An 11,918-nucleotide genomic window follows, 5' to 3' on the forward strand; every position below is an offset into this window, starting at 1 on the left:
ATCGACAAAATTCTACACATCGCTGCATCCCGGATGCAATATGATAGAGATATAAAAGGCCGTGTGAGGAGGAAAATCATGAAGCCGGAAGACCAGTTTGTTCAAAAATCTTATTATGAAACGTTTATCAAAGAAGGGGAAGAGCGCCATCCGCTTGAAGTGCTCGGTGAAGCGTTCGAAAAAGAAAATGCCCTTGAAAATGCCGATCTTTCCTATATCCGCTTTGCACAAGGGGAAATTTATTTTCATTATAAAGATTATGAAGCGGCCGTTTTTAAATGGGAAAGCATACATAACGACTTTGAACCGTGGGCGCAAAAAAACATGGGGGATGCTTATTTTGAACTCGGTCTCAGCAGCATGGCCGAAGAAATTTACAAGTCGGTTCAAACAGACTCTATCGTGTTAAAGACGGAGATCGCGCTTCAGCTCATCTCACTTTATATGGAGGAGCAAAAGCATGACCAGGCTGTCCAGACAATCAAACAAGCGGTCGCTATGAACCCGGACTATCCGAATGTGACGAAAATCGCCCGTGCCTACTTTGAAAAAAACGAAGACTGGATGAATGCGGTTGAACTGGCTGTCAATGAATCCATCCGCACTGAATCGCTGTTTTGGTTTCAAATTTTAAAGTCGTATATTGAAAAAGGGCATACCAAGACGATTGCGCCGGATTATTTTCGGGATGCGCTGTCCGTTTTATACAAGGTGGATCAAATTCAGTTTGAACAACTGGCGGTTGCGCTTTGGCGGTCCTACGAAACGGAGGGCGCGTATCTCGGCTGGCTCCGCGAATTCAATGACCTATTTGCCGGGCTTGAACTCCATTCGCTTGAAACTTGGCACGAGCTGTCTGCCATTTACGGGGAAACCTATTTTTCTTTAATCAGCGGCAGCTATCTGTTAAAACAACTGGCACCGGTGATGCCGGGCATTTTAACGAACTGGCTGCGGATCACGGACCAGGCGCACGCCCTTCAAGCATCCACTGCGGTTCTCGCATGGGGCGATCTTTTTCCGGGCAGCATCGGGCCGCAGCAAATTGCCGATGCGGAAACGATTCTGAATCATGCGGAGCAAACATTGGATCAGCTTGAATATGCGCTCCGGCTCTTTGATTCCATTATGCAATGGGCAAAAAGGAACGGGCTATCCGTCAGCACCCGTTTGAAATGGATGGCGAGGGAGCTGATTGACTTTGATGTCCAGCACATTCTCGTTACCGGCATGAACGGCAGCGGCAAGACGGCCTTTATCCAGTCGGTGCTGGCCGACCCGCTCCCCGAACGGCCGACACAGTTTGTGATGGCGGTGCGCCATGATGATGAACATGCGCTTTCTGTGATCTCGGACAAAGGCATTTCGCCTGTAACGGAAGAGGACAATGCGGCGCCGGAGCCCGGAGACATGCTTGAATGGCGGGGTCCGAGCCGGTTTTTGGAAGAAAATGCGCTTATTTTCATCGATACACCCGGGCTGAACGGGCCGGGGCGGGGAAAGGCATACGAGTATTTGCGTTTTGTTGACGGCGTTTTATTCGTTTTAAATGCAAATGATCCCCTTACAGACAAAGAAGCGGATATGTTGTTGAAAATGAAGGAACAAGTGCCCGGGTTAACGATTCACTTTTTGCTGTCCAAAATGGATATGATATACAGCAAGCAGGAAGCGGCAGATTTAGTGGAAGAAACAGTACAAAAGGTGAAAACGATTTTTCCAGAGGCAAACTTGCACCCTTATACGTCCAATTATGCATCCCGGGAAGCAGGGCTGGATCTTGCCCGCTTTTTCCGGCAAAATTTCAAGCCGGAAAACCTGGAAGAAAGCCGGATTGACAAACTTTCGCACTGCATTCGGGAATCGATTGCCGATCTGCTGAAACAAAGGCTGCAAAATGAACAGCATCTGGTAGAGTCAATCAACCGGCATGAAGATCTGTACGCAAAATTAAACGGAGCGGCAAACCAGCTTCAGGATGTCATCCATGAACAAACCGAGCTTGTCCGCTCGTCCTATCACAGCATGACGCGGAAAATCCGCGATGAACTGCAAAATAAGATTCCGGAAATTTTACGGAAAAGCGCCGATTTTATTAAGCCGGACAGTGATTTTCGGAAAATTCATCTCGAGTTGAATGAAGAAATGAACAACCGGATCCGGCACTTTTTGCAGACGTCCATTTCCCCGAAATACGAGGAGCTGGTGACGGAGTGGATAGAAGCGTCGGAAAGGGAATTGCAGCAAAGCCAGGATTATCTTGATGAAATGGCGGAAGGGTTTAACAAGTTGTACGGGGAAGAGATTCTTGCGCTTGCCTGCGATTTTAAAATTATGGAGGACTGGCGGCGTGATGCGGATCGGATGGCAAACGGAATTCCTTTTGAACCGGTCAATATATTGTTGCGCCATACGCCGCAGCAGGTCCTGTTAAAGAGCGCGGGCAAATTGTTTGGTGTGCTTTCGCAAAACAAAACAATGCTGTATAACCGCTATAAAAAATTTATCGAAAGCGAAGATTATACGGAAATTGCAAACCTTGTCACGAATAAAGTGATGCTGCAATTCGAGCTGTTTGAACAAGGGCTTGAGCGCGATGTCCGCCTGTTCTTTAAAAATCCGGAAACGGTTCTCCGCGAAACGATTGCGGAAACAGGGGCGGCCATTGCCGAGACAAAAGAGATGCTGGAGAATATGAAAGAAAATCCGGAAGTGTATCAGGATCCGCTGAAATTATTCGAACTGAAACTCCGCCAGTTTGAATGGATGCAGCTCGGACAGAAAACAAGCGGGAAAGTGTAAACTTTTCGCAAGACGATGACGGGGCAGGCACAGGGCTTAAGGGGAAACAGGGCTTGCTGAACGCATGGCGAAAGTGCGGATTCAGTAAGCCCCAATATGATCAATAAATGAACCGCCTGAATTTCGCCGGAAACACATGCATGAACCGGTTTGGGAACAGAAAATGAACCGCCGGATGTTGCGGAAAGCAGATGGATGGAAGCGGCCGAAAATTGTTGAATGAACAGCGCCCATATGCGGCGTTGTTTTTTTATCCTATTTTTCGGGTGTACCGGGCGTTTTCACCTGAAGCAGCGTGGGTTCTAAAAGTGTATTAAAGATAAGCTCCTTTTGGCAAAAACTTGACACTTGTTCGCAATATATTCCTGCTATGATGGATGATACATTCGTGATACTATTAAGATACAGTTTATACTTAGAAATGGGGTGGCATTTTGAAAAGGATTGACCGCATTTACGCGTATCTTGTTGAACAGTCGCAAGGCAAAACGCTTGATGAATGGATCCGTATAGAAGGATTTACAGCTTCGGATATCGCAAAAGACCTTGGCATTTTAAGAAACAATGTCAGTGCCGAGCTGAACAAGCTGTTGCGGCAGAAACGGATTATCAAAATAAAAGGCCGCCCGGTTCATTACTTGGTCAAACAAATCATGGAAGACCTTCTCGGAACGAAATTGCCGGAAGATCAATATGAATATGAAAATATACTTGAAGTGACGGGCGGGCAATCCCCGGATCCGGGCAACGGTCCGTCCGCAAATCATGATACCGCCTGGGAAACGAATCCCTTTGATGACCTGATCGGTTCGAAAACAAGCCTGAAAGTGCAGGTCGAACAGGCAAAGGCGGCCGTCCTCTATCCCCCGCACGGCCTTCATACGCTCATTGTCGGCCAGACTGGTGTCGGGAAAACGCTGTTTGCCAATTTGATGTTCAATTATGCAAAACTGGCAGCCCCGTTTATGGACGAAGACGCCCAATTTATTGTCTTTAACTGCGCGGATTATGCGAATAACCCGCAGCTCCTCATTTCCCACATTTTCGGTCATATTAAAGGCGCCTTTACGGGTGCGGACAGCGAAAAAGACGGCCTTGTTTCCAAAGCGGACGGCGGCATGCTGTTTCTCGATGAAATCCACCGGCTCCCGCCTGAAGGACAGGAAATGCTCTTTTACTTTATGGATACGGGGACATATGCAAAGCTTGGGGAAACCGAACGGAATCGCAACGCCAATGTCCTGATCGTCGGGGCGACAACGGAAGACCCGGAATCTTCCTTGTTGAAAACGTTTGTCCGCCGTATTCCGATCCTGATCCGGATTCCGTCTTTTGAAGAACGGCCGGCAATTGACAAGATTGAGATTCTGAAATTCCTGCTTGCCATTGAAGCAAACCGCGTCCAAAAACCGATTAAAATTGATGCGGAATCGATGAAGGCGTTAATTGGCAATACGTCATACGGTAACGTCGGGCAGTTGAAATCCAACATCCAGCTTGTCTGCGCCAACGGTTTTCTGCACTGCCTGCACGATGATGTCATTACCATCCACTTTAAAGATCTGCCATCCGAACTGAAAAACGGTTTCTTCTATTTTAGTAGAAAACGCCAGGAAATCCAGGAGCTTTCCGATTTAATTGATTCCTATTTAACGGTTTATCCGGAAGGGGAAAACAAGGCGCTCTTTGAAGAAGACCCGTACGAACCGGATTTTAACCTGTACAACATCATCGAGGACAAAGTCAGTTTTATGATGGAACAGGACGTGTCGGATGAAGACATTAACCGGTTTCTGAAATTGGACATCGATATCCATTTAAACAAGTTTTACAACAAGTTTTCAAGCTATGCGCTGAACCGTGAGAAAATCTTAAAAATTGTCAGCGAAGATATCCTTAATTTCAGCGAAGAAGTGCAGGATATTGTGGAAAAACGGCTGAAGTGCAAAGTAAATGAACGTTTTTTGCTGGCGTTCAGCCTGCACTTGACTTCCTTCCTGAAGCGGGTAAAAAACCAGCAGGTGGCCAATTATACGAATATCGAAAATGTCATCAATGACCGACCGCAGGAGTATCAGCTGTCACTTGATATTTGCAAAATGATCGGGGAAAAATACCGCGTGCATGTACCGGTAAAAGAAGCCATGTACTTAACGATTTTGCTCACATCTCTTATAGACGAACAAAAGGCCGAGCAGGTGGCGATCCTCGTTGCCGCGCACGGGTTCAGCACCGCAAGCAGCATGGTAAGTGTTGTGAAAAGCCTCCTCGGTGAATCGAATGTGGACTGCATTGATATGCCGCTTGATATGGACCCGAAATATGTTTTGGAGGAAATGAAGAGGCGGGTAAAAGAAATTGATATGGGAAAAGGCGTCCTGCTGCTTGTCGATATGGGCTCGCTGACCGGGTTTGGCGATGTGATTACACAGGAAACGGGCATCAAAACGCGGACCATCGATATGGTGACAACGGCGCTCGTCATTGAAGCGATCCGCAAAGCGACGATTATGGAAATGGATCTCGACGATATTTATGAGTCATTAAAGGAATTCCGCGGCTACGGATCTTACCAGATGGAAAGCAAACCGCGGGAAACAGGGAAGCCCGTGAAACCGCAGGCCATTCTTTCCGTCTGTTCAACAGGGGAAGGGACGGCGGAAAAATTAAAGCAGCTGATTACAAGACTGCTCAAAAACATCGGCAAAACCAATATTGCCGTTATCCCGCTGCCAATCAACGAAGTAGAAGAAAAGAAAGAAATGCTGATGCAGAAATATGACATTTTGCTCGCTGTCGGGATTGCCGATCCGAAAGTCCAGGCCCCGTTTGTTCCGCTTGAATCTTTGTTTATGGGCGACGGGGAAACGCAGGTCACCCATCTCATTCAAAACCACCAGTTGCTGAAACAACCGCCAAGGTCTCCGGCAATGGTGCGGGAAATGACGGAAGAAAGCCTGAATGAATTTTTAACCTTTTTAAATCCAAAGAAAGTGATCACAGCGATTACGGCGTTTGTCACTGCCCTTGAAAAAATAGCGGAAAGGCCGTTTAACAACGCATCGAAAATCAATATGAATATTCATATCGGTTGTGCGCTCGAAAGAATGGTCACCCAGTCTGGCCTCATTTACAAAAATGACATCACGCCGGAAAAAACTGCTAAAATCAAAAAATATAAAAAGGCGGCGCAAATTTTTGAAGACCAGCTGAAATTGAAGCTGTCGGATGATGAACTTTATTATATTGCCGACATGATCGACCATTTATCTGCCGAGCAAACTGCAGCCGTGCGGTAATTTTTACCTGCAAATAGATTCTCACTATTTGCAGGCTTTTTTTATGCCGGGGAAAAAGACGGAGAGATATCCCTGATACGGAATGCACATGCAGGTCAAAAGTATCAAAATGATACAGGTATTGCAGAACTTTTTAATACAGTAGCGAAATGGAAAATAAAACCCTTTTTCAATGTGTATTAAACAAACGGTTTGTGTATCATAAGCATAAAAGGATTTCTGAAAACGCTTATTTGACAACGGTTGTTTTTTGATACTCAAAAGTTGGCACACATCTTGCATTATAATAGGCGGAAAGGCAAGTTTTTTACGATTGATTAGCAGGAGGTGGTCGGATGGCATTGGATATACGGCTTGCGCGCATTGATGATCGTTTGATTCATGGCCAGGTTGCCACGGTTTGGTCGAGGGCAGTGGGGATTGACCGGATTTTAGTGGCCAATGATGAAGCCGCCAATGACGAGCTGCGAAAGCTTTTATTGAAGCAAGCGACACCACCGAGCATCAAATCACATGTCATTACGAAGCAAAAACTGCTTGAACTTTACCAAAACCGGCTGTTTGACGAAATGAAAGTGATGCTGCTGTTTGTTTCGCCGCAGGATGTACTGGAAGTTGTCCAGGCAGGGGTTGGTTTGAAATCGGTCAATATCGGCGGCATGCGTTTTACGGAAGGCAAGAAGATGATCACCAATTTTATTTCAGTCAATGAGGATGATATCCAGGCCTTTGCGAAGCTGGCTGCACGCGGCATCGAATTGGAAATCCGCCAAGTGCCCGCCGACCGGAAAATCGATTTGATGCAGCTGATCAAAAAGGAAAAACGGCTACATCCATGAATTTAGTTACAGGTTCTTTAGAACTTATTTATAAGATTGATACTGTAACAATACGATTAGGGAGGTAAGAAGATGGTAGGAATTATCATTGCCAGTCACGGCGATTTCGCCAATGGTGTCTTGCAATCCGGAGAGATGATCTTCGGAAAGCAGGAAAATGTAAAAGCTGTTACATTGATGCCGAGCGAAGGCCCTGATAACGTAAAGGCAAAAATGAAAGAAGCAGTCGCCTCTTTCGACAACCAGGATGAAGTCCTCTTCTTAGTCGATCTTTGGGGCGGAACACCTTTCAACCAGGCCAACAGCTTGTTTGAAGAACACAAAGACAAGTGGGCCATCGTCTCAGGCATGAACTTGCCAATGCTCATTGAAGCATTTGCAGCACGCGCCACGATGAACAAAGCCCAGGACATTGCCGCGCATATTTTAGGCGCAGCGAAAGAAGGCGTGAAAGTAAGGCCTGAAGCATTACAGCCGGCCGCACCTTCCAAGCCTGCCGGAAAACCGTTAACGGCAGGGGCTCCTGGCAAGTTTGAATACGTGCTGGCACGGATCGACTCTCGCCTGCTCCACGGACAAGTCGCAACATCTTGGACAAAAACGACACGGCCTACACGTATCATCGTTGTATCGGATGCGGTAGCGAAGGACGAACTTCGGAAGAAACTGATTCAACAGGCTGCGCCCCCTGGTGTAAAGGCACACGTTGTTCCTATCCGTAAAATGATTGAACTTGCGAAAGATGACCAGCATTTCGGTGGCCAGCGCGCCCTGCTTCTTTTTGAAAACCCGCAGGATGTGCTCCGTGCAGTCGAGGGCGGCGTTCCATTGAAAACAATCAACGTCGGTTCCATGGCACACTCGCCGGGCAAAGTTCAGCCAAACAAGGTGCTGGCATTTAGCCAGAATGATATTGATGCTTTCAAAAAAATGAAAGAACTGGGGCTAAAGTTTGATGTGCGCAAAGTTCCGGGCGATGCAAAAGGCGACATGGACGAAATTCTCAAAAGGGCTCAGGAAGAGCTGAACAAACAAAAATAATCCTGCCCATCAGGAGAAAAGGGAGGACGACTCGTTATGGATTTAAATATTGTCCAAATGATACTAGTCTTTATCGTAGCATTTTTAGCTGGTATGGAAGGGATTTTGGACCAATTCCAGTTCCATCAGCCACTCGTTGCTTGTACGTTAATTGGCCTCGTTACAGGTAACTTAGTGCCATGTATTATCTTAGGCGGTACCCTGCAAATGATCGCTTTAGGCTGGGCAAACATCGGGGCTGCCGTAGCGCCGGATGCTGCGCTTGCATCCGTTGCATCTGCCATTATCTTAGTTTTAAGCGGCGCAGGCAAAGCCGGTGTATCTTCTGCAATCGCGATTGCCGTTCCGCTTGCGGTTGCCGGCCTCTTATTGACGATCATCGTTCGTACCATTGCAACAGGGATTGTCCACTTAATGGATGCCGCAGCGCGGGAAGGAAACATCAGAACAGTTGAGTTTTGGCATATTGTTGCGATTTGCCTGCAAGGGCTGCGTATTGCGATTCCGGCAGTCCTGGTTTTAGCCATTGGTGCAGGACCGGTGCGTGACTTGTTATCCGCCATGCCGACCTGGTTGACAGACGGCCTTGCAATCGGCGGGGGAATGGTCGTTGCTGTTGGTTATGCAATGGTCATTAATATGATGGCGACAAGAGAAGTATGGCCGTTCTTCGCCATTGGGTTCGTTTTGGCAACTGTTTCGCAAATTACCCTTATCGGCCTTGGCGGTATCGGTGTGTCACTTGCACTGATTTATTTGGCGCTCTCCAAACAAGGCGGCTCCGGTAAAGGCGGCGGAAATGCAAACACCGGCGATCCGTTAGGCGATATTATTGACAATTACTAAGAAGGAGGCGGACAGAAAAATGGCACAAGAACTAAAATTATCTAGAAAAGATCGTATTTCTGTATGGTGGCGTTCAACTTTCCTTCAAGGTTCCTGGAACTATGAACGGATGCAAAACGGCGGCTGGGCATATACCATGATTCCGGCCATCAAAAAATTATATAAAACGAAAGAAGACCGTTCTGCTGCCCTGCAGCGCCACTTGGAATTTTTTAACACTCACCCTTATGTCGCTGCACCGATTGTTGGTGTAACTTTAGCGCTTGAAGAAGAACGTGCAAACGGCGCTCCCGTTGACGACACAGCCATTCAAGGTGTGAAAGTCGGGATGATGGGGCCTTTGGCAGGGATCGGGGATCCGGTATTCTGGTTCACGGTCAGGCCAATCCTTGGTGCGTTAGGTGCTTCTCTGGCATTGAACGGCAACATTCTCGGGCCAATTATTTTCTTCGTTGCATGGAACCTCATCCGGATGGGATTCCTGTGGTATACACAAGAATTCGGCTACAGAGCTGGTTCAAGAATTACGGAGGACTTATCGGGCGGCATTCTTCAGGATATTACAAAAGGCGCATCGATCCTTGGGATGTTTATCCTTGGCGCGCTGGTTAACAGATGGGTATCGATTAAGTTTACACCAGTTGTATCACAAGTAAAACTTTCTAAAGGCGCTTATATTGACTGGAATCATTTGCCTGCCGGAGCACAGGGGATTAAAACGGCGCTTGAACAGCAAGCTGCCGGCCTCTCATTGGAACCGGTCAAAGTCACGACATTGCAAAACAACCTGGACAGCTTAATTCCGGGCCTTGCCGCATTGCTTTTGACGCTGTTCTGCATGTGGCTTTTGAAAAAGAAAGTGTCTCCGATCGTTATGATTCTTGGATTGTTTGTTGTTGGTATCGTATTCCATTTAATTCACTTAATGTAAGAAAAGGCAAATGCCCGGGCTTTCTGGCCTGGGCTTTTTTCAAAAAAACCGCCAGCCCCTGGGTTGTATACGGGTTCTGAGTATGTTTTGCTTCAGGCGGTAAAACTTCGTATAATAAGGGAGAGGCCAGCCGGGGAAGATTTGCCCCGGATTTACAAATACGGTTGCGGGAAGAATTGCGATGTACAGCCGTTTCACCGGTCAACCAGGACCCTTTTTAGAAGCGAAGATCCGGAAATCAAGATAAGCTGTATAGATATGAATTTTTGAAACCACAAAAAGAAAAGAACGGGGTGGATCAAATGGTCCAATCAATCAATACAAAAGTGGATTTGGTGATAAAGGCAGCCGCGCATATGGGATTGACAGATTACGGCAAAATCATGATCGGCGATAAAGGATTTGAATTTTTCAATGAGCGCGATGTGCGCAAATACATTCAAATTCCTTGGGAAGAAGTCGATTACGTGATCGCTTCCGTCATGTTTAAAGGAAAATGGATCCCGCGTTATGCGATCAAAACGAAGAAAAACGGGACATACACCTTTTCTTCCAAAGATCCGAAAAGGGTGTTGCGGGCGGTCCGCCAATATGTGGATCCGAATCGGATGGTTCAGTCACTGAGTTTCTTCGATGTTGTGAAGCGCAGTTTTAAGAGAAAACCGAAAAAGCAATAGTTTTAAAAGACAAGGCAGGTTAAACTTGTCTTTTTTTGTTGGCTGTTCCGGGGAAATGGCAGGAAGAGCACGGAAAGTTTCCCTGAAGCCGGGCTGTTTGAAAAGCCGGATCACAGGACCGTTCTGAATCGTCGTCCAAAGCCTGTGGGCGTTGTCATTTTGTAAATATTATGATATGTTTTTTTATGAAAGCATCAGGGGTATTGGCAACTTTGTTTTACATAAAACTGTAAGTGCTTACAGTTTTGGCAAAATACAGAAACGGAGGATGGATGGAGATGGGAAATACGACACAGTTTGTGCCGGGGCTTGAAGGGGTTGTCGCTGTTGAAACGGAGCTTTCTTTTCTTGACACGGCCCAAGGCGAGATCGTTTTAAAGGGGTATGACTTGATTGAGTTGTCGAAAACGAAAAGCTATCTGGACATCGTGCATTTGCTTCTTGAAGGCACGCTCCCGAATGATGCCGAGAAAAAAGCGTTGGAAGAAAGTTTAAAGAAAAACTACCGGATTCCAGACGCCGTGCTGGACATTTTGAAGCTATTGCCGGCATCCACCCACCCGATGGATGCGCTCCGTACAGGGGTTTCAGCGCTGGCGGGGTATGATGAAAACCTGCTGGACCGCTCCCGTAAAGCCAATTTAAACCGTGCATACCATTTGCTCGGGAATGTGCCGAACATTGTTGCAAACAGCTACCATCTTTTAAATGGCGAGGACCCGGTTGAACCGCGGCAGGATTTGTCGTACAGCGCCAATTTCCTGTACATGATCACCGGGAAAGTCCCTTCGGAAAAGGAAGAAAAGATTTTCGACCGTTCCCTTGTCCTGTACAGCGAACATGAACTGCCGAATTCGACTTTTACGGCAAGGGTCATTGCGTCCACCTTGTCCGATTTATACGGGGCGTTAACAGGCGCAGTGGCATCGCTCAAGGGCCATCTGCACGGGGGCGCCAATGAAGCGGTGATGGAGATGCTGAAAGAAGCCGGCACGGTGGAAAAATTTGAAGAAATGCTTTATACGAAACTGAAAAACAAAGAAAAAGTAATGGGGTTCGGCCACCGCGTCTACATGAAAAAGATGGACCCGCGCGCCTTGATGATGAAAGAAGCGCTGAAAGAACTTTGTGCGGAAAAAGGGGATCATTCGCTGCTTGAAATGTGCGAAGCCGGGGAAAAAATCATGGCGCAGGAAAAAGGGCTCTATCCGAACCTCGATTATTATGCAGCCCCGGTTTATTGGATGCTCGGCATTCCGATTCCGCTTTATACGCCGATCTTTTTCAGTTCAAGAACGGTCGGGCTGTGCGCACATGTGATGGAGCAGCATGAAAACAACCGCCTGTTCCGTCCGCGCGTCCAATACAAAGGCCCGCGCGGTTTGCATCCGCAAGATTAAGTTTTAAAAAGGCCTGCGACCGGATGGCTTGCATTCGCAAGATGAGGTTTTAAAAAGGCGGGACCATTAAGAGATAAAGTGAA

At 47.0% G+C, this 11,918-nt stretch carries 8 protein-coding genes; all 8 read left to right on the plus strand.

The genetic code is table 11. The features are described 5' to 3' along the window. The first annotated feature begins 78 nt into the window (after positions 1-78). Complete coding sequence (locus NST70_RS03235; protein ID WP_342475734.1) at positions 79-2,802, plus strand: GTP-binding protein; 2,724 nt, start codon at positions 79-81, stop codon at positions 2,800-2,802. A 434-nt stretch (positions 2,803-3,236) separates the two neighbouring features. Beyond that, on the plus strand, positions 3,237-6,101 hold the full coding sequence (locus NST70_RS03240; protein WP_014096013.1) for a sigma-54-dependent transcriptional regulator: 2,865 nt from the start codon (positions 3,237-3,239) through the stop codon (positions 6,099-6,101). A 335-nt stretch (positions 6,102-6,436) separates the two neighbouring features. After that, positions 6,437-6,940 carry a mannose/fructose/sorbose PTS transporter subunit IIB gene (locus tag NST70_RS03245; protein WP_014096012.1) on the plus strand — a complete coding sequence of 168 codons (504 nt, stop codon included), beginning with the start codon at positions 6,437-6,439 and terminating at the stop codon, positions 6,938-6,940. Positions 6,941-7,012: 72 nt separating this feature from the next. Beyond that, positions 7,013-7,981, plus strand: a complete 969-nt coding sequence (locus tag NST70_RS03250; RefSeq protein WP_014096011.1) for a mannose/fructose/sorbose PTS transporter subunit IIA — start codon at positions 7,013-7,015, stop codon at positions 7,979-7,981. A 36-nt stretch (positions 7,982-8,017) separates the two neighbouring features. Further along, the gene (locus NST70_RS03255; RefSeq protein ID WP_014096010.1) at positions 8,018-8,827 is read left to right on the plus strand and encodes a PTS mannose/fructose/sorbose transporter subunit IIC; all 810 of its coding nucleotides are present in this window, start codon (positions 8,018-8,020) and stop codon (positions 8,825-8,827) included. A gap of 19 nt (positions 8,828-8,846) precedes the next feature. Next, positions 8,847-9,758, plus strand: coding sequence for a PTS system mannose/fructose/sorbose family transporter subunit IID (locus tag NST70_RS03260; protein WP_014096009.1), 912 nt, complete (start codon positions 8,847-8,849; stop codon positions 9,756-9,758). Between the two features lie 302 nt (positions 9,759-10,060). Then, positions 10,061-10,435 carry a DUF956 family protein gene (locus tag NST70_RS03265; protein ID WP_014096008.1) on the plus strand — a complete coding sequence of 125 codons (375 nt, stop codon included), beginning with the start codon at positions 10,061-10,063 and terminating at the stop codon, positions 10,433-10,435. Between the two features lie 278 nt (positions 10,436-10,713). Then, the gene (gene mmgD / locus NST70_RS03270; protein ID WP_017551979.1) at positions 10,714-11,835 is read left to right on the plus strand and encodes a citrate synthase; all 1,122 of its coding nucleotides are present in this window, start codon (positions 10,714-10,716) and stop codon (positions 11,833-11,835) included. Positions 11,836-11,918 lie beyond the last annotated feature (83 nt).

The sequence above is a fragment of the Weizmannia sp. FSL K6-0777 genome (assembly GCF_038593185.1).
Lineage (GTDB): Bacteria > Bacillota > Bacilli > Bacillales > Bacillaceae_C > Weizmannia > Weizmannia faecalis.

Bases quoted from the DNA above. Each gene is read 5' to 3' on its own strand.
- mmgD (WP_017551979.1), top strand. From the start codon at position 10,714: ATGGGAAATACGACACAGTTTGTGCCGGGGCTTGAAGGGGTTGTCGCT.
- NST70_RS03260 (WP_014096009.1), top strand. From the start codon at position 8,847: ATGGCACAAGAACTAAAATTATCTAGAAAAGATCGTATTTCTGTATGG.
- NST70_RS03235 (WP_342475734.1), top strand. From the start codon at position 79: ATGAAGCCGGAAGACCAGTTTGTTCAAAAATCTTATTATGAAACGTTT.
- NST70_RS03245 (WP_014096012.1), top strand. From the start codon at position 6,437: ATGGCATTGGATATACGGCTTGCGCGCATTGATGATCGTTTGATTCAT.
- NST70_RS03265 (WP_014096008.1), top strand. From the start codon at position 10,061: ATGGTCCAATCAATCAATACAAAAGTGGATTTGGTGATAAAGGCAGCC.
- NST70_RS03250 (WP_014096011.1), top strand. From the start codon at position 7,013: ATGGTAGGAATTATCATTGCCAGTCACGGCGATTTCGCCAATGGTGTC.
- NST70_RS03255 (WP_014096010.1), top strand. From the start codon at position 8,018: ATGGATTTAAATATTGTCCAAATGATACTAGTCTTTATCGTAGCATTT.